Source organism: Pseudoalteromonas xiamenensis, from assembly GCF_030994125.1.
GTDB classification, from domain to species: Bacteria; Pseudomonadota; Gammaproteobacteria; order Enterobacterales; family Alteromonadaceae; genus Pseudoalteromonas; species Pseudoalteromonas xiamenensis_B.
Map to the genome: position 1 here is coordinate 1,049,422 of NZ_CP099917.1, position 21,200 is coordinate 1,070,621.

Annotated in this window: 24 protein-coding genes and 1 pseudogene; 15 read left to right on the plus strand and 10 right to left on the minus strand. The window is 42.1% G+C overall.

Features of this window, described 5'->3' with window-relative positions:
• Positions 1 to 101: 101 nt before the first annotated feature.
• The gene (locus NI389_RS04790; protein ID WP_308361887.1) at positions 102 to 1,418 is read left to right on the plus strand and encodes an NAD(P)/FAD-dependent oxidoreductase; all 1,317 of its coding nucleotides are present in this window, start codon (positions 102 to 104) and stop codon (positions 1,416 to 1,418) included.
• 45 nt (positions 1,419 to 1,463) lie between these two features.
• Here NI389_RS04790 and NI389_RS04795 read toward each other — a convergent pair whose 3' ends face one another.
• Positions 1,464 to 3,017 (minus strand): serine hydrolase domain-containing protein, encoded by a 1,554-nt coding sequence (locus NI389_RS04795; RefSeq protein ID WP_308361888.1) that lies wholly within the window; start codon positions 3,015 to 3,017, stop codon positions 1,464 to 1,466.
• 538 nt (positions 3,018 to 3,555) lie between these two features.
• On the opposite strand from NI389_RS04795, the gene NI389_RS04800 reads away from it, so the two are divergent.
• Entirely contained in the window at positions 3,556 to 4,083 is a 528-nt protein-coding gene (locus tag NI389_RS04800; RefSeq protein WP_308361889.1) for an AidA/PixA family protein, read from the plus strand.
• A 72-nt stretch (positions 4,084 to 4,155) separates the two neighbouring features.
• Here the strand turns inward: NI389_RS04800 and NI389_RS04805 are convergent, their stop codons facing one another.
• The 3 genes from NI389_RS04805 to NI389_RS04815 form a co-directional block, all read right to left on the minus strand.
• The gene (locus tag NI389_RS04805; protein WP_308361890.1) at positions 4,156 to 4,608 is read right to left on the minus strand and encodes a DMT family transporter; all 453 of its coding nucleotides are present in this window, start codon (positions 4,606 to 4,608) and stop codon (positions 4,156 to 4,158) included.
• Positions 4,609 to 4,694: 86 nt separating this feature from the next.
• A complete protein-coding gene (locus tag NI389_RS04810; RefSeq protein WP_308361891.1) occupies positions 4,695 to 5,075 on the minus strand; it encodes a Crp/Fnr family transcriptional regulator in 381 nt (126 codons plus the stop codon).
• Between the two features lie 538 nt (positions 5,076 to 5,613).
• Positions 5,614 to 7,011, minus strand: a complete 1,398-nt coding sequence (locus NI389_RS04815; RefSeq protein WP_308361892.1) for a hypothetical protein — start codon at positions 7,009 to 7,011, stop codon at positions 5,614 to 5,616.
• Positions 7,012 to 7,302: 291 nt separating this feature from the next.
• Here NI389_RS04815 and NI389_RS04820 point away from each other — a divergent pair, with 291 nt between their 5' ends.
• Genes NI389_RS04820 through NI389_RS04830 form a run of 3 tightly spaced genes read left to right on the plus strand, consistent with a single transcriptional unit; the run spans position 7,303 to position 8,313 of the window.
• Positions 7,303 to 7,647 (plus strand): PadR family transcriptional regulator, encoded by a 345-nt coding sequence (locus NI389_RS04820; protein WP_308361893.1) that lies wholly within the window; start codon positions 7,303 to 7,305, stop codon positions 7,645 to 7,647.
• Positions 7,640 to 7,795, plus strand: a complete 156-nt coding sequence (locus NI389_RS04825; protein ID WP_308361894.1) for a hypothetical protein — start codon at positions 7,640 to 7,642, stop codon at positions 7,793 to 7,795. Before NI389_RS04820 ends, NI389_RS04825 begins: the two co-directional genes overlap by 8 nt.
• A gap of 56 nt (positions 7,796 to 7,851) precedes the next feature.
• The gene (locus tag NI389_RS04830) at positions 7,852 to 8,313 is read left to right on the plus strand and encodes a hypothetical protein (RefSeq protein ID WP_308361895.1); all 462 of its coding nucleotides are present in this window, start codon (positions 7,852 to 7,854) and stop codon (positions 8,311 to 8,313) included.
• 69 nt (positions 8,314 to 8,382) lie between these two features.
• On the opposite strand, the gene NI389_RS04835 is transcribed toward NI389_RS04830, so the two are convergent.
• From NI389_RS04835 to NI389_RS04855, 5 genes and pseudogenes are all read right to left on the minus strand, one after another.
• A complete protein-coding gene (locus NI389_RS04835; RefSeq protein ID WP_308361896.1) occupies positions 8,383 to 8,805 on the minus strand; it encodes an EamA family transporter in 423 nt (140 codons plus the stop codon).
• A 148-nt stretch (positions 8,806 to 8,953) separates the two neighbouring features.
• Positions 8,954 to 9,280: pseudogene (locus tag NI389_RS04840) on the minus strand (EamA family transporter); the annotation flags it as partial.
• Positions 9,281 to 9,365: 85 nt separating this feature from the next.
• Positions 9,366 to 10,010 carry a hypothetical protein gene (locus NI389_RS04845; protein ID WP_308361897.1) on the minus strand — a complete coding sequence of 215 codons (645 nt, stop codon included), beginning with the start codon at positions 10,008 to 10,010 and terminating at the stop codon, positions 9,366 to 9,368.
• 4 nt (positions 10,011 to 10,014) lie between these two features.
• Positions 10,015 to 10,503, minus strand: coding sequence for an RNA polymerase sigma factor (locus NI389_RS04850; RefSeq protein WP_308361898.1), 489 nt, complete (start codon positions 10,501 to 10,503; stop codon positions 10,015 to 10,017).
• 142 nt (positions 10,504 to 10,645) lie between these two features.
• Positions 10,646 to 11,791, minus strand: coding sequence for a serine hydrolase domain-containing protein (locus tag NI389_RS04855; RefSeq protein ID WP_308361899.1), 1,146 nt, complete (start codon positions 11,789 to 11,791; stop codon positions 10,646 to 10,648).
• Positions 11,792 to 12,038: 247 nt separating this feature from the next.
• Here NI389_RS04855 and NI389_RS04860 point away from each other — a divergent pair, with 247 nt between their 5' ends.
• From NI389_RS04860 to NI389_RS04905, 10 genes are all read left to right on the plus strand, one after another.
• Positions 12,039 to 12,566, plus strand: a complete 528-nt coding sequence (locus tag NI389_RS04860; RefSeq protein ID WP_308361900.1) for a hypothetical protein — start codon at positions 12,039 to 12,041, stop codon at positions 12,564 to 12,566.
• On the plus strand, positions 12,469 to 12,873 hold the full coding sequence (locus tag NI389_RS04865) for a MipA/OmpV family protein (RefSeq protein ID WP_308361901.1): 405 nt from the start codon (positions 12,469 to 12,471) through the stop codon (positions 12,871 to 12,873). Before NI389_RS04860 ends, NI389_RS04865 begins: the two co-directional genes overlap by 98 nt.
• 6 nt (positions 12,874 to 12,879) lie before the next feature.
• Positions 12,880 to 13,272, plus strand: a complete 393-nt coding sequence (locus NI389_RS04870) for a DUF3019 domain-containing protein (RefSeq protein WP_308361902.1) — start codon at positions 12,880 to 12,882, stop codon at positions 13,270 to 13,272.
• Between the two features lie 10 nt (positions 13,273 to 13,282).
• The gene (locus NI389_RS04875) at positions 13,283 to 13,981 is read left to right on the plus strand and encodes a response regulator transcription factor (protein ID WP_308361903.1); all 699 of its coding nucleotides are present in this window, start codon (positions 13,283 to 13,285) and stop codon (positions 13,979 to 13,981) included.
• Positions 13,981 to 14,685, plus strand: coding sequence for a hypothetical protein (locus NI389_RS04880; RefSeq protein WP_308361904.1), 705 nt, complete (start codon positions 13,981 to 13,983; stop codon positions 14,683 to 14,685). The genes NI389_RS04875 and NI389_RS04880 overlap by 1 nt, the downstream gene beginning before the upstream one ends.
• Positions 14,663 to 15,262, plus strand: a complete 600-nt coding sequence (locus NI389_RS04885; protein WP_308361905.1) for a sensor histidine kinase — start codon at positions 14,663 to 14,665, stop codon at positions 15,260 to 15,262. Before NI389_RS04880 ends, NI389_RS04885 begins: the two co-directional genes overlap by 23 nt.
• Positions 15,263 to 15,484: 222 nt before the next feature.
• Complete coding sequence (locus NI389_RS04890; RefSeq protein ID WP_308361906.1) at positions 15,485 to 16,180, plus strand: fimbrial biogenesis chaperone; 696 nt, start codon at positions 15,485 to 15,487, stop codon at positions 16,178 to 16,180.
• 10 nt (positions 16,181 to 16,190) lie between these two features.
• Positions 16,191 to 18,641: a fimbria/pilus outer membrane usher protein gene (locus NI389_RS04895; protein WP_308361907.1), complete on the plus strand. Its 2,451-nt coding sequence runs from the start codon at positions 16,191 to 16,193 to the stop codon at positions 18,639 to 18,641.
• Positions 18,638 to 19,498 carry a hypothetical protein gene (locus tag NI389_RS04900; RefSeq protein WP_308361908.1) on the plus strand — a complete coding sequence of 287 codons (861 nt, stop codon included), beginning with the start codon at positions 18,638 to 18,640 and terminating at the stop codon, positions 19,496 to 19,498. Before NI389_RS04895 ends, NI389_RS04900 begins: the two co-directional genes overlap by 4 nt.
• Positions 19,499 to 19,669: 171 nt before the next feature.
• Complete coding sequence (locus tag NI389_RS04905; RefSeq protein WP_308361909.1) at positions 19,670 to 20,176, plus strand: hypothetical protein; 507 nt, start codon at positions 19,670 to 19,672, stop codon at positions 20,174 to 20,176.
• 328 nt (positions 20,177 to 20,504) lie between these two features.
• On the opposite strand, the gene NI389_RS04910 is transcribed toward NI389_RS04905, so the two are convergent.
• Positions 20,505 to 21,008 carry a hypothetical protein gene (locus tag NI389_RS04910; RefSeq protein ID WP_308361910.1) on the minus strand — a complete coding sequence of 168 codons (504 nt, stop codon included), beginning with the start codon at positions 21,006 to 21,008 and terminating at the stop codon, positions 20,505 to 20,507.
• Positions 21,009 to 21,200 lie beyond the last annotated feature (192 nt).

A 21,200-nucleotide genomic window follows, 5' to 3' on the forward strand; every position in this document is an offset into this window, starting at 1 on the left:
TAGCTTGTGCCAGGTTATAATGACCTGAATATCTCTACTGTGTCGAAACGCAGAGTCTTCAAAGTGTTCAGCTCTTTATAACTTTTAAAAAGGGCACAATCATGATCAACACGCATCCTAATATTGTCATCATCGGCGGTGGTGCTGGCGGCTTAGAACTCGCCACGAAATTAGGACATAAATTAGGAAAGTCCCAACGAGCAACCATAACACTTATTGATAAAAACCGTACGCACATTTGGAAACCGCTACTTCACGAAGTTGCGACAGGCTCTCTCGACACCAGTCTTGATGGGGTATCCTATTCAGCCCATGCGGCAAAACATGGCTTTCAATTTATTTTGGGTGAATTTAATGCACTCAACTCAGAATCTCAAACCATTACTTTAAAACAACTTCTCGATGAAAATGGTCAGTTACTCATACCCGAGCGGCATATTCGATACGATGAATTAGTGATAGCGGTGGGTAGTGTCAGCAACGATTTTAATACCCCTGGTGTGAGCCAATATTGCTACTTCCTAGATTCACAAACCCAAGCCGAACGCTTTCAACACGCCCTTCTTGACCGATTTACCCGAGTTCACCAAATGGCCAGCGAAGAGCCTGAATCGTCGAACCATTTGTCCATTGCCATAGTCGGCGGCGGAGCTACGGGGGTAGAACTGAGTGCCGAGCTTATTCACGTTTCTCAGTTACTGAAACATTATGGGATGAGTGAGTTCAAAAGTACCAAACTGAGCATTAGGCTGATTGAAGCAGGCCCAAGTATTTTACCTCTGTTACCAAAACGGATCAGTGATGCAGCACGCAAGGAACTAAAAAACCTCGGTGTGACTGTGCTTGAAGGCACGCAAGTGAGTGAAGCAACCAAAACAGGATTCATCACTAAACAAGGCGAAACAATCGGTGCCGATTTAATGATTTGGGCGGCTGGCGTTAAAGTTGCTGACTTTATTAAAAATATGGATTGTTTCGAATTCACTCGCAACAACCAAATTCTCGTCGATGAATATCTCCAAGCTAAAGGAACTGCACACATTTACGTATTGGGTGACGCAAGCGCTTGCCAACAACCAGATGGTAGTTTTGTACCACCAAGAGCACAAGCTGCACATCAAATGGCAAGTAACCTTGCAGCTAATCTTGTCGCAAAACTGAATGGAAAATCGCTCACGCCTTTTCAATACCAAGATCATGGCTCATTAGTGAACTTAGCCCGATATAGCGCTGTGGGTAGCCTAATGGGTAATCTCACTGGAAACTCGATGTACGTCGAGGGAAAACTCGCACGACTGATGTACGTTTCACTTTATCGTATGCATCAAAGCGCAATTCACGGGCCAGTAAAGACTATCGGTTTGTGGCTATGTGAAAAGTTGATGAGAAGTGTCAGACCGAAAATGAAACTGCATTAAGTCACAATTTGCGAGTTCACCTTGAATAGTGAACTCGCACATAGTTTATTGAACCAGAGGTTGTTTACCATTAAAGCCTAAGTCTTGAATATACTTAATAGCTTGTTGCTCAAAGTTAAAAAACACCTCTGTGTTGGCTTGACCAATCCAGCTTACTATTCGAATGTTTAGCGGTTCGACATTCATCGCACTTGAGCCCCAAAATCCATTATGTCCAACAACCGAATAAGTTGGGAACACTTCTTTTTCAAGTGCTAGGCCATAGTAACTTTTATGACCTTCATCTTCTGACACATCAATCCAGTGACTTTGAAGTACCTGGTTGAGCACAGGATCTGTAATAAAGGTTTTTTCTTTCAACGCTTTAAAGAAACGATTTAGATCATCCAAAGTAGACACAATCCCTCCACCAGCCCAGATAAATGACGTATTTACCCTCAACTCGAGTATATTGTGATTACCCGACAATATAGGCGCTATCCATGACTCAACCGGAATATAGAAATAATGATCAACAGGGCCATCTCCCACTTTCGCTTCATGTAAATCCATGTAAGTCATAGACATATTGAGTGGGACAAACACCATCTCATGCAACAGTTGTTCAAAAGGCTTATTGAGGTACTTTGAAATAGCCCATGCAAGCAGATCAATATTAGTATTGGTGTAGCTGTAAACCTCTCCCGGTTTATGAGTTCGATTCCTTGTCACACCGCGCTCAAGGAATTCTTTAATGATCAAATCGGCATGCCAGATATCAGGTACATTCATGTCTTCACCGGATAGCGCTTCTAGCATTGCCCTACTGTCAGGTGAATCAGGTTCACTGAGATAGGAAATAAAGTCATCTAGTCCAGATGTTTGATCTAGAAGCTGCCTTACCGTTAACTTACCACCGTATTTTTGTTGTCCATCATCATAAAAGTCATCCACAACAAATCCGCTTGGCATATCGTCATTGGTGATTAATTCCGCCAGTGTGGTATCTAATGATAGTCGCCCCTGCTCTATCAATTTGAAAACAACCGCTGCTGACAGGGTTTTGGAAATACTGGCAATCCGGAATTGCTGCTCGCTTGTCATTGGGATACCTGTCCCGTGATGCGTCTCACCTAAAGCGCCGCGCCAAACAACATTGGGGATATTAAAATCAATCAAAGCGGACATATTTATCGTCCTTGCATTTGCCGACTCAAAATTTTGTTTTAGCAGTTCGTCTAGCTTTGGAAATATCACCTGTTCCACACTTTGGGCGTTAACGGTAAAAGTTGCTTCGTCTTTCGTTTTGAATTTGTCTTCTGCTGTTATTTTAAAGGTATAGGTACCAGGAATGTTTGGCAGATCTACTTCGATACGCTGATCCTGTTTACCTTCAACATGTAAAATGGCCGAAGTAGGCCCACTCACTTGCTGCCAACGGATCTCGGTAAGGTTATTATCTTTGTCCTTTACCGACGCTGTAAGCACAGCTTGACTGGTGACAATCTGTGTAAGCTCAGGTTGGGCTACTTCTATGTTCGGTTTTTGGTTTCCGGAAAAACAACCAGATAACAACGATGCAGATATACCGAGTGCAACTAAATGAACAGATGTTTTCATTTGAATTCCTTTTGTATTGAATTTAAAGCAGCATACTTGCGCTAAAAGTAACTCACTGTGAGGAATCGTACCTTTATTGATATTTTTTGTAATTTTATGTAATTAAGTGCAACGATGGCAAAACAGAAATACGGTAGGTATATGAACTACTCTCCAGCTAAAACCAACCCAAACTAAACTTATTCATTCTGATTCGTAGACAATTTAGCGGTTTCAAATAGGGGTATACCTTTAAGGTACTTACTAAAAAACGCTAAAACAACAAACACTAATGCATTAATTGGAATTATTTTGCATTTTTAATCCACAAGTTGACAACAAGAAGAATTATAAAACTAAAATCACCCAAATATTTTTTAAATATAACCTTGCAGAAGTCAGATTCACCGTTATTATTAACTCGAATTTTACATATAGATAACCAAAATTTATCTCGTATTGTTCAAACACATAAATGTAGTTGTATATCCGTTTTGCTAAGACCCAAGGAGTAGCGGGTATTGGTAAAACCACGTGAAATTACCTTTAAGGAAAAACTATGGCAATTCAACGCATTGAAGTTGTAGTCGATTGTGAAAGCATTGAAAACGGTGCTGCAGCATATACTGCTGTTAATATGTTTGCGTCACCGGACATTATAGTAAGCAATTCACAAGGCTCTTATGAATTAAGTGTACGTGTAGAAAATGACGATGTACTTAGATGGTCAGCATTTCCAAAAGTCGTGCAGCCAGAGGGCAGTACTGAAAACTACGCGGTGATCATTTCGGCGGAACACGACTGGAATAACAATACCCTGCTAAAAGATTGGACTGCATTTCAAGGTGACATGGACGTCTACGTGTACGAGAGTGATGCCATCAGCATGAACGACGACGGTGAAGTGCCTGTAAAACGCGTTACAGGTTACCAACCTTACGTTCAAGCAACGGCTCGCCTGCCTGGCCGCCCAAATCCTGGCACATCACAAATTGAAGCTTATACCTTTTGGGTAAAAGTATACAAAGGCTCACAGTTGATAAAAGAAATTAACTGGGATCCATATGTAACCGTAGTTCAACCATAATTTCTGGTTGACCGTTAAAGCCAATTTTAAACATTGGCTTTAACTAGGCTAATTTTTTTAACCTGTCGAAGACTAATCCTTGTTTATCAAAAGAATGCCAAAAATCAACAAGCTTGCGCCTACCAACTTTGTTGTAGAGAGCAGCTTTTGAGGCGAATCAAACAAACCAAAGTGACTGATCACCATCGCCATCACCAGTTGACCTGTTAACGCATAGCTCATTAAATTGCCTACACCCATTTTGGGAATGAGCCAATACATGCTGCCAACACCAATTACACTCAAACAGCAAGATAGCCACAGATACCAAGGAATTGCACTTGTTTGGAGCTGCTCAAATTGAGCACTGAGAGATTTAAACTGAGTGACTACTAGCACAAACCCAATGAGTAGAAAGCTCGTTAAAAATGCGTAGCTTGTAGCAAGCCATGCATTATTGAAATGTTGTCCAAGCCGCGCATTCATTGCCGCTTGCAAAGCAATACAACTCCCCGCAAATAACGCGATAGGCCAAAGAAACGTCATAACAGACTCCCAGTAGAATACGAGTAAGTGACGAGTCTAGCGCCTAAGCAACCGACAGTGCATTTACATATGTTGAAACAACGGACTTATTTTAATTCTTTACGGACACGACTAAGCTGAGTGGGTGTAATCCCCAAGTAACTCGCAATGTGGTATTGCGTTAACCGCGAAATTATTGGCTTATGGGTATTCAAAAATGCGAGATAACGCTGCTTGGCGTCAAACTGTAAATATTCAATCTCCTTTTGCTCTTTTTCCAACAACCAGTGTGTTTCGAGGTAATTGATCTGATAGATCATCAAGTCGGGTTTGGTAAGTAATGCGGATCGAAACAGCTTAAAATCAATTTCAACGAGTACACAGTCTTCGAGTGCCTCGATTGCAAGCAAAGTTGGCGCAGCTTGCAAAAGCGCAGACATACAACCAGGGAAATCGACCTTCAGCAAAGAAGTTTTTATTAAATTCATTTCCTCGCTCATCCACGACATAACTTCGCATCAACCCTTGGTGAATAAAAGCAAAACTCGTTGGTATCTCTCCGATCCGGTATAATAATTGACCTTTCTTTAGATGTTTCACCTTGCACGCATCCAAGTAAAGTCCAAGCGACTCTTTACTTAATGCACTGTAGCGATGAACAACTTGGGTTAGATGAGCGATTGCTTCGAGCAAATGAGGTTCGTCCAGTGTGTGTTTAAAAAACTATAACAGGCAGACTAGTGGCATTCAATTAACTGACCCCAGATAACGCCAAAAGCGCTCACAAATGAGCATGATAAAAACATAATTCAACTTAGCATTGCCACCTAGGACCTGCGCGACAGTTTGCGTTAGTTCAAAGGCTCAATTTGATATGAATATCCGATACCGATCCTACCTATTTCGTTTCGACATTTAGCGTGTCCAAACCACTTTGGTTGAATATTCCAAATACCAACGCATTGAAATTCAGCGATCCCTGTGTGCCTTCATCAGCCAAAACAAACTTCGAATGAAAGTTTCTTATTAGAGATTGCTGTTCTCTTTTGAAGCATTCCCTTCGGCAATCGACTGGTTACCACTTGTATAAAACGTTAGTGTACCAAGACGCTCTTGAAAATATCGAGTTTGATTAAACTCGTGGATTTTCATCACTTGATTGAAATGAAACGTTGACTCTACACTGGCTACATTGTTCACAGCCCACTGTTCAAGTGCATCGGACTTAGAAAATTGCTCTGGCATCTCGTCTTTATCCGCAAGTAACTTACTCCAAAGTTCTTTTTGTATTTGAGCTGGAGAGCCTTCCATTTCCTTCAAGGCATCATTTATCCAACCTACTCCAAATTCATTATACGCTTTGAGCACGTTCTTATAGAGGCTACGGCGGTCGGATTCAGACGCGATATCGTCTTGCTGAGCAACATAGTCACCTGACTCGGTTTGGTAATATTGTCGATGCGCTTGATAATTCATTTGTTCACCGAGGTACGCAAATAAATCCTGTTCCGCGTCTTTATCAACGTCATTAAACATAGCCAACATGTCATCAATCTGATGTGTCTTGATAAGACTTGCCATATCAACCATTCCCCTCGTCTGTTCAAACGAGCTTTGAGAAAGATGTGTATTGAATTGTACGGTTTGCTCGTCAGACATTTTACCTGTGATTAAAAGCTCGGCGTAGCGCTTGGACAACTCCGTGTCTGCGTTCGCCGCTAAATAACCAGCCTTAAAATCCATGCCATCTTCACTTGCAGTGAACAATGTATTTTCTAATCCTCGTTCATCTAGCCCAACTGGCGGAGGATTCTTCTTATATGATTGGCCATTTTCAAGGAGCGACTTCATCGCGCCAATTGAAGAGCTTAAGGCGTCTGCAGAGAGATCATTGAGTGCGGGAATAAGCCGTTCCGCTAATTTGCTACTTTTATTTTGCAAAAAATCATACTGCGACACTTCCACCATAAACTCCGCAAGCTGACCAAGCTCTTCATCGGTTAACTTAGTCGCCAACTCGAGTAATTCTTTTGTTGGTTTCACATGCTCAAACATTAGTTTTTGGTCACCACTGAGTCTTTCAAGCTGGTCCAAGAACGCATTAATGTCGTCGGTTTCAGTTAAATCACCATATTGGTAGGTTCGCTCTTTGTTCGGGTTACCCATTTCAATCGCACTCGATTGAATTCGATAATGCCGCATGCCAACAAAACGAGAATACTGTTGCAATGATGCATTGCGACCTTTAAATGGATCTTCATAGGCAATAACAGGCGCATTTTCGAATTCTTTGTATTTATCTAATTCGCTAGTTTGTTGGAAATTGCGGGCAGCCTGAGACATCTCATCAAGCGTAGTTGACGAGGGTACGGTATCCGATTTTGGCAACAACACATTGGGAAGGGTTGGTGAGTTAATTTTCATCTCAGTCCTTTAGATGACAATAGCAATGTCTCATTATCGGCTACAAAGGTCAAAACTTGAGCATTATTTATTACCTATACTCATTTCAAGTATGACGACTAAGCTATGAGTGTTGAACATTTCAATCGCCCCCTACGTCGCAGCTGACATATACATAGAGATAGACGCCGCGTTGCTTTACACAAGCCACATCTTTTTCAATAACATTTACTCTACTTTGTAGTTTAAACCCTTGCACTCACTTAGAATGCAAATTACACTCAATATATACTCTACAATGTAGTATTTATTATGAATGAAAAAGAAAAGTACCTTGGCGAATTTGAACAGATGGTCTTGCTCGCCATTGTTCGACTAAAGCAAGATGCCTATGGTGCCACCATTCGGCAATTGTTAGCAGAAACCATTCAACGTGATGTCTCTATTGGCGCACTCTATACCACATTGGATAGGCTGGAGAAAAAAGGGCTTTTAACCAGTATGTTGGGTGAATCGACCAGCGAACGAGGTGGTCGAGCAAAGAAATACTTTAATGTGACCGCTGATGGCGTTCAGGCATTAAAACGTTCAAAGGATGCGTTAACTAATTTATGGCAAGGACTCTCTTTCCAACTAAAGGGAGATTTTTTTGGCTAATTATCAACAACCACCCAAACTCGCCGAACGCTTTTTACGCTGGTCACTACCGGAAGAACTTAAAGAGAGCCTTTGCTCGGAGACTTGGCCGAAGAGTTTCAGTTACTTCATTTTAGCAATCAATCTTGCGCAACTCAGTGGTACTTAAAGCAGGTACTTCGTACGTCAAATCAATATATTTGGCAAACTAAAAAAGGAATACTTATGTTCGTATTAAGCTTACTCGTTTTTTCAGCAATGTCATACATGGCGTTGTGGTTCAGTGTTGATGGCAGCATCGGCGATACTTTTGCAGATTTGCCATCACTTATGTTGACGTTTCCGCCTGCAATTTTATTTGCGATTGGCGTCACATCGGTCAAAGACATGAAAAATGCTTTTGCACTTTTGTATAATGACGAGCTCGCATTGAGTGCGTTACAGATGCAAAATGCAAAGCAATTCTATCGCGTGTTGGGTAATACTGCCGTGTTGATGTCGGTATTCACCGCGTTTATTGGTGCCGTTGCCATAGCTGTAAATATCGAAAATGTAGAGCACGAATTTGGCCCTGCACTTGGCGTTTGTATGCTTGTTTTGATGTACAGCTTCGGACTAAAAACAGTATGTTACGCAGCAGAGCAAAAGGTTCAATACCGTTTGAACTCGCTAAACGCGGTAACGTAGTCCTCTACCTTTAAACAACCAGCGCCAATTTTATGCTTTCGTGCAAAGCACCAAACCAATGAAATGGCGCTAACCTAAGGTTTTCTGCGAGCTTGGCGCCACCAAAAGTGCCAATAACCTTTTCCCCAACACGCAAACAACGAGTCCGGACATAATCATCAGTGCGCCAACAATTTCACTGGTTTCTAAACTTTCGTTCAGCATAATATTGGAGGTCAACATTCCGACCACCGGGATTAATAATGCAAACGGAGTGACTGATGCTGCTGAGTAATTTTTAAGTAATGCTCCCCAAAGTGCGAAAGCAAGTAGAGTCGAAATGTAGCTAACATAGGCTAATGCTCCCCATGTTTTCATAGAAGTCGAAAGTAAAACCTCGACTGGATTGGATGTTTCCATGAACAAAGAGAGCGCCAACAGTGGCAAAGGTGGTATCAAGCTCACCCAAATTATAAAGTGAAACAGATTGACTCCCTGCATTCTTTTCATCATTACATTGGCAATCGCCCAGAAAAAAAGCAGCAGATAAAATCAGCATCAAACCGAGTACGGTAATATTTCCCCCCGCATTAAACATATAAAAACTAAATCCAATCACAGCGATACCAATACCTGCGATTTGTACTTTCGTAATATGTTCTCTAAGAAACAACACACTAAGCACGATGGTGAAAAACACTTGAGCTTGCAAAATGAGTGACGATAGACCCGCAGACGCATCCGATTTCATGGCAATAAACAATAAACCAAACTTGAAGACGCCTAAAAACATACCTACACCAATAACATTCCATTTCGATGTTTTAGGAAACGGTATAAATAACACCGCAGGAAGTGCTACCACCGCAAAACGTAAGGCAGAAAAAAGAATCGGCGGCAGTTCCTGAAGTCCCACTTTGATGAAGGAAAAATTCACGCCCCAGATCAATACCACCAACAATGCTAAAAAAATGTCTTTGGTGTTCATTCGCTTTCCCTATATTTGAGATAGATTTCCTGCCAAACGAAGTACTTAGCCTGTGTCCCTTTGCACGATGGCACTTCGAATCACTTTATACGCCTTTAAGCTCCCGCATGTCTGCGATTATTTCTTCTAGCTTTTTGAATTGTCGACCGTAAACCACATTGAGATCAAAGCGATAAATCGCCTCTGAATAACGAACAACGACAACAAACACCAAGAGTATCACTAACCAAAGGTAATACGGCACATCAAAGAGAACATAGTCCGTTGGAAGTTGGGTCAAACACAGAGCCAACACCTTGTGACCTGCTTGACTCATGATCGCTTGCGTCACCATACCTAAATACAACAAAGGGTATGCAACACGATAATATGCCCCATATGCTGCAATCGAGCTCTTTAGCCAAAGATCAAAATTCTGTAGATAATCCAGACTACTCTGCCCTTTCGATAAATCATACGATTTGCTCAACTCTCGCTTTGCGATATAAATAAGCGGCGAAACTAACAAACAAATGTACCCCCCTAATAACGGCGCACCTATCATCGTCATCACAATGAACATCACACCACAGCCGATGATGATCGCTTTGATATTTAGCGCAAACATCGCTTGAAGCTTATCAACAATATTTTGCGATTTTTGATTGTATAAATCATTTACTTTTGGCACGGAAAGTTCACCTTCATCGACAAACCCTTGTTTCCACATCGCTTCGATTGATTTGCTCATACACTCACCCCATCTGATGAATAATTTTGTTAATACGCTCTTTAATTCGCGAAACTCGAACACCAATGCTATTACTGCTAGCGCCAATTATCTCCGCAATTTCGGCATAGGATTTCTCTTCCAAATAAAGCAGTATCACTGCTCTATCAATTTCGGATAGATGCTTTATCGCGTTGTAAAGTTGATTAATTTCATCTGAGTCAAATGCTTTTACCTCATCGAATTCGAGTTCAGACAATGCATCTGATGCAAATCGCCCTCTCCCACGCTTATGCTGTTTTAAATGAGTCAGACACACATTGAGTGCAACTTTATAAACCCACGTAGACCATTTCGCTTGTTTATTGAAGTTCGCTCGGCTTCGCCAGATCTGTAAACAGACTTCTTGGTAATAATCTTCAAAATCCGCATGATTATGAGTATAAGCTCTGCATATTTTGATGATGATCCCTGCATACGGCAAAATTGATTGCTGATAAAAGTCGCTTCCCATTCACCCCGTTCCATACATTGATTTGTTCTTATTAGTGACCTCTGTGCGCAACTTATTACAGGCTACTGGAAAATTTTTTGATAGGAAAAGAAAAAACAAAAATGAGGAATCCTGTTATTCCTCATTTTCTTCTCACGTTGGCTTACTTCGTCAATTCATTGACCACCTTTTGGTATAACGCATCATGCGCATCATCACAGGCTTTGTAACCGTTGCAATTCACTAGCATCGCAACCGTCGTTTTGCTTTCGACAACGTAAAAGTTATAGGTCGCATAACCCAATTCAGAACCACCATGGTGTATAACATGCTTACCGTTAATCATCTCTTTAAAAAGTCCAGCACTGTATTGCAATCCGTTGATCCCTGTTGGGATAAAGTGATCATCGGCCATCAAGAATTGATGTGTTGGCTCACTCAAGAGCGCTCCCTCAACAATTATTTTAAGTAAATCAGCCATGTCTTTTGCGTTGCCGACTACAGGGGCATCCGCCACACCAATGTTTTGATAAAACGGCCGAGTGTTCAGCACGCCATCTTCATTTTTAAAGTAGCCGGAAGTAATGGAGCCTAGGTTTTGTTCTATGCCACCATAGCTCAAACTCGCCAGCCCTAATGGCTCGATGATCATCGAACGCATTGCGCCTGAATGATGTGCGCCAAGTACCTTATCTAAAATAAGACCACTCAAAATATAACCTGTATTTGAGTATCGCCAGCCTTGACTAGGCGAAAAATGCGCTGGTTTGTCCAATGCAAATTGCAGTGCGAATTCATCCGTTTTAATGCTGTCAGGATCCGCAATTACCGCGTCATAAAATGCGCCACCCGAATCATTTAAATAATCGAATAGCCCAGCAGTGTGTTGCAGCATTTGTCTTGTTGTCATGATAGATGCATTAGGAATGTGATCGGTGATGTCCGACGCAAGATACTCCGTTATCGGTTTGTCCAAATCGAGCCGCTGCTCCTGTGCAAGCATTCCGGCTAACAAAGCGGTTAGTTTTTTCCCTGCACTACCATTTGGAATACGAGCATCTATTTGCATTGGTGTATTTTCTTCCTGATCGGCTATCCCTGCGGCACTGTAAAAATGCAGTTGTGGTGAATCAATGTATAGGACGACTCCGGGTAATTCGCCGAGTACCACATTCTCAATTAATGCTTGATAATCGAAAGGCGTAGTCGGTTCAATTTGAGGATCAGGCGTTTTGTTACCATTCGAGCCGCATGCAGTGAGCGCCAGTGACAGAAAGCAGGTCGTTAGTGTCGGTAGCAAGAGTTTCAATTTTTAGTTTCATTTTGACATCCAATGTAGTTTTGATGTCACTAACTTAACGCGGCACAAGACAGCAAGCTGTACCGACGTTTAACGATATGTATCACTTTGTATCACGATTACCTTGTGATTCTAACTCACTGCTTTTGATTGGTTTTAGGTGATACACATTGATACACTCATAGACTGACTGTTACGGTTAAACTCCACCAACCGAAATAGGATAACGGCAAATTAACTATCATAAGAAATTGCAATGAAAACGTTTATATTCACACTCTTCTTGTTTTTTAGCGCACTGAGCGCCGCGAACGAAACCCAAAATACGGCTCATTGGGTGGATGCGTTTACAAACAAACGAGATGCTGGCGGTTACTTATCTGTCGGCATTGCGGTTCAAAATCAACAAGGTCTATATCAATCTTCAGGAATTAAACTAAAAGGCAATGTACACGGGGCCTATTACTTTGAAAATGGCTTTTTACTCGAGTTTCCTGGGCTATCTGACAAGTTTGAAAGTCAATTTGCATTAGGATACAACATCGCGAATCTTGGCAACTGGGAAGTTGATGCGCTGCTTTCAATGGCTCATGGAGCCATCGAGTATAAAGCAGAACAGGATGGATTCAGTAAAGAGGCAACGCCCTATTGGGGTATCCGCGCAATGGGGACTATTGCAGACTTAGATGCGATGTTTGTGGTGGGGACAAACAGCAATAAAATGGATTACAGTGGTGGTCTTTACGCGGCTGCTTGGCTTGCAAAAAAGCTGGAACATCAATAATTGGAACCTGTACTCGTCTATTGGCGCGCAGTACCGCAATGACACAATGCTTGACTACTATTATGGCGTTCCAGAATCAGCGAACGTGACAGAGCCATTTCAAGCAACCGGTGGATTTAATTACCTTTATAAACTTGGAGTCAAAAAGCCACTTGATGAGCATTGGCTAATGGAGGGCTTTTTTAGTTACACCCATTATGCATCAAGTATCGTTGACAGTCCTTATTCGCAGAATATTCTCAAATACAATGAGGGTCGAAGTGACAAAGGAAGCCTGTTTAACCTGTCTATCAACTACGTATTTTAGGGGTAAATGATGCAAAACATCCTTCAATTACTTCTATTCACCTGTGCAGCGATACTGACTCATCCAAGTCTTGCTGAAACACCCGAGCAAACCATTAATCTGGTCGTTTCGCCAAAACAATGTACTGCTTTACAACAAGGTGATACGTGCTTTTTAGATTTAGATGTCATTTGGAACATGCCTTCAACGTCAGATTATTGCCTTTTTGCAGACCAACAAAAACTGAAGTGCTGGCATAATGTTGACCAAGGCGCTTGGCAGCAAGCGTTAACCCTTACCGAGGATATGGAGATACGACTTACGTCACTCCACCAACAAACACTTCATACACACACCATTCGCTATGCATGGGTACATAAAAAAAATAACAGCAAAGCCATGCGGTGGCGCATGTTCTGATGGAGAGCCAATGACTTCAATCGTATTAGTAGAAGATGACCAAGAACTGGCTTGCTGGATTGCCGAATACTTACGTGCAAAACAATATCATGTCACGGTGTATCACGATGGAAAGCAAGCGTACGAGGCGCTGCACCGACACATACCAGATCTCGTTATTCTCGACGGAATGTTACCTTCGATGGATGGCCTCGACATCTGCAAACTAATACGATTGCACTCTCAAGTTCCAATTATTATGTTAACGGCTCGAGACGAAGAAATTGACGAAATTTTAGGACTGGAAATGGGCGCGGATGACTACCTCACCAAGCCCGTTCGTGGTCGATTGCTTGAAACCCGAATCAAATCACTGTTAAGACGCACAGGCCCAAGCCACCCTGAGCGCTTAGAACAAGATGTATACACTCTAGGTGAGTTAACTATTTGTAAGTCTGCCCGCACTGCTGAACTTGGCGGCACTCATTTGAAATTATCGACCAATGAGTTTGATGTCTTATGGATACTCGCACAACATGCCGGCAATGTTGTCAGTAGAGAATCATTAAGTCAGCAACTACGTGGTTTTGAGTATGACGGATTTGATAGAACTATCGATTTGCGGATTTCGCGGTTGAGAAAAAAACTCATGGACGATGCCGCTGAGCCTTATAAAATCAAAACGATTTGGGGTAAAGGCTATTTGCTTGCCCCCGAGGTTTCACACTAATGTGGCGCTTTACACTGGCGTTACTCCTCATCGTCGTGATGGGTAGCATTTTCGTTGGCCAACTTTTTGATGCACTCGCCATACGTCAATCCGAACAACGATTGAGTACAGAGCAACAACAGTTGATGAATCAAGTAAACCTCATACAGAGTGCGTTAGCATCAGGAGTTGCCGTAGACAAACTTCCTAATTGGTTGGCGCTCAGTTCAACGACCTCAGAAGTTCGTTACGAAATACAATCTCTCAAAGACTACCCATTACCCGCAGCGTTACTTGACCAATTGGAGTCTGCTGGTGCTGTATTTTTAGAATCAAATGAAGGGCTTACAGCTTATTCGTTCATCGACCCACAAACCGTACTTCTTATTACTCAAAACATCAGCAACGAATCAGATACTATTCCCTTATTGTTGACTGTCGGTTTTTATGGAGTCTTACTGTGTTTAATGCTGATATTTTTAGCGCCGTTTTTGCTTCGAATTTATCGCCTACGTTCAGCAGCAATGGCCTTTGGTGAAGGCAAACTGACTACGCGTTTGACTGTTGGATCGCTTTGGTATCTCAAAGACATAGAACAAACGTTTAACCAAATGGCTGAACGCATTGAAAATCTTATGCAAGACATGCGCTTGCTGTCTGGGGTTGTCACACGAGTTACGTACACCTCTGGCGCGGGTCCGAATGGGATTAGATACGCTTTGTGATACTGAAGACGAAACACTTCGCACCAAATACGAGCTCCGCATCAATCAAAATTTAGATGACATGGAAGCACTCATTAATGCGCTACTCAATTTTGCCCGGTTACAACACTCACTTAATGATACGGAAAAGTCTCTCGTCAATGTGCAAACCGTGGTTAGCCAACTTTGCACTAAGGCCAATGACCCACGCTTGTTGCTGTTTATAGAGGGAGACGAACATTCGGTTGTCGGTCATGAATATTACCTTAGCTTATTGTTCAGCAACCTCGTGACAAATGCATTGAAGCATTGCAACGAAAAGGTCCATGTGACGCTAAGCCAAGCGAATTCGGCCGTCTTGGTAAGTGTCGAAGACGACGGTACTGGCATTGCGGCAAGTGAAGCAGAAAAAATATTCAAACCATTCGTTCGTTTAGCAAAACAAACAGCAGCGAGTAAAGAAGGATTTGGGATTGGACTCGCGCTTGTTGAACGGATTACGCTCTGGCTTCAGGGCGACGTAAACGTCGATACAAGTGAACAATTAGGTGGTGCGCACTTTGTTGTAACTCTACCGCTTCTTAAGCCATCACGTTAGCCTGTTCAGGTGGTTCATTACTCCCCCTGAATATCTCGATTTTATTAACAAAGTGATTAAAAAACTGACGAATTTTCTCAAAGCGGTATAATACCGTTTTTGAAGCCAATTCTTTTGGTTGTTCGCTTGCTAATGACGGACATGTTCTGCGCTTTTGATAGCGTTGAAGGTGCTTACCGTATTTAGCAAATGGTAAGTCTCGTTTTTGGAGTTGGAAGTCAAATGCGTAAACTGTTTTTACTATTCGTGTGGTTATCTGCACCTGCAATTGCTTATCAAGTTCAACCAATGATCGTGGATCTTGCATCTCATGGTAAAAAGTCGTTAGTCACCTACAGACTGCAAAATCCGAGCGAAAGTACGCTCCCTATCGAAGTTGAAGTCTTTAAGCGTACCTTTGATGAAAACCAAAAAGAAGTATTGGTTAGTGCTGAAGAAGACTTCATTGTTTTGCCTCCACAAATTGAAGTGCCAGCCAACGGTTATCAAGTGTTTCGAGCTAAATATTTAGGGTCACCAGAGCTTAAGAAGACGGAATCTTACCGCATCGTGTTCAAACAGCTTCCTTTACCAAGTGAAAATGAACAATCTGGCGTGAAGATGGTTTATAACTTTGCGACACTGGTTTTTGTGAGCCCTGACGGCGTCCAAGCGCAGCTCACTCACACTCTGAATTGTGAAAAATTGGACGAATGTAAACTGACCATCCGCAATGATGGAGAACGAGTTCTCGATTTAGCTCAGTTTGAATATCGCTTTCATCAAGAAAATACCGTCATAAATTGGGCCGATTTTCAGGCCGTGACATCGGGCCGCTTTATCATGCCCACTCATTCGATGAGCGTTGACTTAAAAACCTTATTGAAAGATAAACCAACCAAAACGGTCACAATAGTCAATTTGTCCAATAAGAAGTAATCATTTAACGATGTTGTACAAAGGCTCTAAAACTTGGCCTTGGTTATGCAAACCTGCCTTCTATACCCTATTGGCTACCTCTGCAGCACAAAGTGTCGCGGCAGTTTATTACATGGATTTTCCCGTGCGGCTAAATGTTGCCGAAGTGGGGCAAATTTCTGCAGCCGTCGATGATTTTGAGCTTGCCTCTGTCAGTGCTCGTGAATTTAGACAAAATTTGCAATCTGTGTTGAGTACGGAAGTATTAGCCTGGTTGGCAAGTCGCGAAGATGAAGCGATCACCCCTGATGAATTCAAAGCGCATGGCATTACTCTCGTGATGCAGCAACAAGATCTCACTATCGAGATGACTTTGAGTGAATCCGCGATGGCCACTGACAGTCTATCTTATGGCCGCGAAAAACATTTTGAAATCCCCAAAGGGGAAGCTTATTGGGCAATGTTAAATAACCTCAATTTAAGCCATGAGCGTAGTAACAATAACCAAATTCACCATTCACAATTTGAATGGTTAATAAACGGCAATGTGGGTGGTGGCAATGGGCTCAATTTCCAAAGCGCGGTATTTTGGGAAAGCGGCACAAACGAGGAAAGCCACGTTTATCGAGGCGATACCTCCCTGTTTTATGATATGCCTGAAAAGCCTCTGCGAATGACTCTCGGTGATACGCAAGTAAACAGTACAGGACACTTGGCTGGGGTCCAACTTGCGGGTATTGGCATCGAAAAAGCGTATTCGAAGTTACAACCTCAGCGCAGGGTTTCACCAAGCAACAACCAACAATTTGTGCTGCCTCGTGGTGCTACCGTCGAAGTGTTTATCAACGAATTTTTAATATCTCGATTGAGACTGCAAGCAGGACGCTACAATCTCAGCGACTTGCCGTTGACCTCTGGCGTTAACAATATTCATCTGATTGCCACCTACGCAAACGGCGAAACACAAGCATTCCATTTCACAACCCACTACAATTCTCGGTTGCTTGCAAAAGGACTTAGCGATTATTCACTCGTATTAGGCTTTGTTTCGTCTTTAGATAACGGCCACTATCATTATGACGATGAAGCCTTGTTGTCAGGTAGTTACGAATATGGTTTGACTGATGCAATAACGGTTGGTCTTAATGGTGCTGTCCACGATTTAGGACACGTTGTTGGTTCGACAACCTCGCTCAACACGCCTCTTGGTAATTTATCTCTACGTTACTCACAAAGTAAAGCACCTCAAATATCCGGGTACGCGTATTCGATAGAAACGGAACACAGTGTCTTTGGTAGTGGCAATTTTGGTTCACCAAACTTGCGTTTAGGGTATGAAATTAAAGATAATTTTACGAATACACCGTGGCTCGAGCTCAACACAATAAATAATACCAGACGCACCTATTTTGATTATAGTTACGTCATTAGTGACACGATGGATTTCAACTTGAATGCGTCACGTTCCACGAACAGTGTTAACCAAGCAAGTGAAAACGTTACGGCTGAATTTAACGTCCGCTATGATGGATTTCGCGTTAGATTCGGTTATAACCACAATAACAGTGAAGACACGCGCCTCATTTCAGACAATCAATTTGTACTCAATATCGTTTGGAATGGGTTTAATCGAGAGACCAATACGCGTACTAGAGCTCAGTACGATAATCGCACGAAAGTCGGCAGTGCGAGTTTCGAAAAAACCAACAACAACTTTGTGCATGATTATGGTTATGAACTACGCTCGGAAAGAGGCAGTGATTTTCGGCAAGAACAAGTCAGAGCCAGTTACACCGGTGCTTTTTTTAGAACGGACGTAACCGCTAACAACTACACGCGTCTTCATCAATATAGCGACAGCAGTGCAAGCGTCAATTTATCAACGAGCCTCGGTATTGCTGACGGACATGTCGGTATGGGTTCGACCACAACGGCTCCTTTTGCTGTCATTTCGAAACACAAAACGCTGAGTAAGACAGAAGTCGCCGTCAACGTTGATAGATTGGGTCAAGCTCAAACAACGCCTTCCGCACAAATAGGTGCGTTAATAAACCTTGGTACGGGCTATGCGGCAACTCAATTCAATGTTGATGTACCCGATGCTCCACTGGGATATGATTGGGGCCCTGGCACTTACACCCTGATAGGCGGCGCAGCCACTGGTCACTATATCCAAATAGGCTCTGATCTCTCTTTCACCGCGATTGGCGCCCTACAGGATGAACAAGGCATGCCCTTTGCAATGAAACGTGGGCAAGTCATAAAAGTAAGCCATGACGATAATACGCCTGCAATGAGCTGGCCTATTTTCACCAATCGCGCTGGCCGATTTGTTGTGGAAGGCATTAGTGCTGGCGACTATCGAATCGAAGTGGGAAGTGCTATGGGTAACTTCCAGATTGATGACTCCGAAAAGCGCTTTGTTAAAGTAGGTAGTATCACGCTCAAGCAAGCTAACTCAAAAGGAAACTCAAACAAATGAAATTAAGGAATATGGTTTTACTTGTATTGGGTTATTTGCTGCTAATAAACACTGCATTTGCAAAACCGTGCAAAGGCAACATATTAGTCTCGTCGAACTCCTCTGAAGTGATTGAAGAGTACAACAATCGCGCGACGGTTTATTTACCCTTAAAAATCCAAGTTCCGGATTCATTAGTCAGTTGTGCAGATGAAATTTGGGTGGAGGATGTTTACTACTATTCGCTTGTATTCTCAGGCCCAACAGAAGACAAATACGGCAAGCTTCTCGACGAGCAATTCAATACCTTATCTCCTCGCAATGGAATTTGGAGCATGCCGCTTAATAGTCGAACAACTCAATTATGGATTCGATTAAGACACTACAGCTTATTCCCTGCAGGAAATTACACAGGCAGTATAAAAGTAACACTACTACGCAAAAGCAAAATAATTGATGAACAGTACTTAGATGTCACTTACTACTCTGAGCCGCAAATCGCTATTTCGCTTGATAATTCCAGCCAAAGTAAAGTGTCGGGTAGTAACGGGCTTTATCAGATCGATCTGGGTGACTTGAAATCAAACATGCGATTCTACTGGGGTATTAAAATTCTTAGCAATAGTTCATACGACGTTGTTTTAGATTCAGAATTCAATGGATTACGTCATGAATCCGACTCGCAATCTGTAATTGATTACACCATTGGCTTCGATAACGTCAAAATTTCGTCATCTGAGCGTCTTATGCGTAGCTACAACTTTTATCCTGGTGTCAGAAATACGTGGTACGGCTTTGAATTTATTTTGGGTAATACCGAAATGAAACCTGCGGGTATTTACCGAGATAATTTATCCCTGACTGTCTACCCAAGATAACAAGTTGATTTAAAAAGACTTTAAACAGAAATAAGAGTTATAAAGAAACTAACACAATATATTTTAAAGAAGTTGGCACACCCTTTGCTTTATGTATTTCATCTAGGTAATCAAACCTAACTAATTAAATACAAATAAATACAAAGCTGTACTTATTCAAGGGGAAAAGCCATGAACACATTACTTAAAACTCTACTTGTAACGACTGCAATCACATCAGCTGCGGCAAACGCGGCAAACGTTACAAGCACTTCAGCGTCTGAAGCTAAATTCTCATTTGCTGGCAAAATTGACCCTATGTGTAAGACAAGCAGCGGCACAACAAACAGTGTAACTAATCTTGTATTGGACGCATCACAACAAGTTCAAGACATTGGTACATTGGACGTTTGGTGTAACACGGGTAAAAATGCAACGACAGAATACACGTCTTTAAATGGTGGCTTCCTACAAGCAGACAATACACAAAAAAGCCAAATTGCGTATACGCTAACGATTGATGGTATCGCTGATATTAACCTGCAAAGTGGTAAATACACTCACACTTCAACGCTTGCTGGAACGGGTGTTAACGGTGAAACCAAAGCAACTACATTAAAAATCAAACCTCTTTCTAACGGTTTGAATGATGCTGGTACTTACTCAGACACTATCACAGTAACAGTAAGCCCGAACTAATTTAGATTTAAGGCAATGGAGTTTATGGCTTAATCTTTATTGCCTGTAACCCTACAAACGCTGGTCATAACATGACTAGCGTTTTTCTTTACGACGAGTCAATTTAATTCTCTCACGCAAAAAATCACACGAATACACAGCGGTACTCTGAATTAACAACGTTTGGGATGCATTGCCTTTTAAAAGCGATAGATTGCAAGGTGTGAGAATTACGTTAGACCACGTTGAAGGCTTTTTTGCTATTCCAGTTGAATTTTACGGAAGCCATACGCGACCACAGTACACAAACCACGGCATTGCAAAAGGGCGATTGTTTAATAAGAATTACTTAATTGGCGCTAATCGTTACGGTGATCGTGTCAGAATAAGTGCCAGCCTCATTAAGCCCATTAGATTGAGGGGTAATTTTCAATGTGGTTGCTTTGGTTTCCCCAGCAAGACCAGAACCCGCGAGCGTTGCCTTAACGTGCTTGTAAGCACCACTTTGTAAGTCGATACCTGATGTGTCACCAATGTCCAACGTATACGCAAGTTTACTACCTTGAGCATTATCGGCAACAAGAAATCCGCCATTGGCTGAGCTATATTCCGTTGTTGCGTTCTCGCCAGTATTGCACCAAACATCTAATGTGCCAATATCTTGCGTTTTTTGGGATGCGTCTAACGTAAGCCCCGTCACTGTATTCGTGCCACTGCTTGTTTTACAGGCAGGCTCGACCGCGCCTTCAAACGAAAACTTTGCTTCATTGCCTGATAAATCAGTTACATTCGCAGCCAACGGCATTGATGCGATAGCAAATACAATAGACCAGTTTTTTAATGATGTGCGCATAGACCCCCCTATCCTTCAAATTACAGCATTCCTTGAGTATTTTGCAACTTTTAAACGACGAATATTTCGAATAAAAATAACGACATTTCTTTCATTTTACCGTCAAATTTGCCCACAACTTTGATCTTGTTTAAGAAAAACAAACTTTCAATCTTTACGTCGGCGCGTTTAAAACCGAGTACTCTATTTATA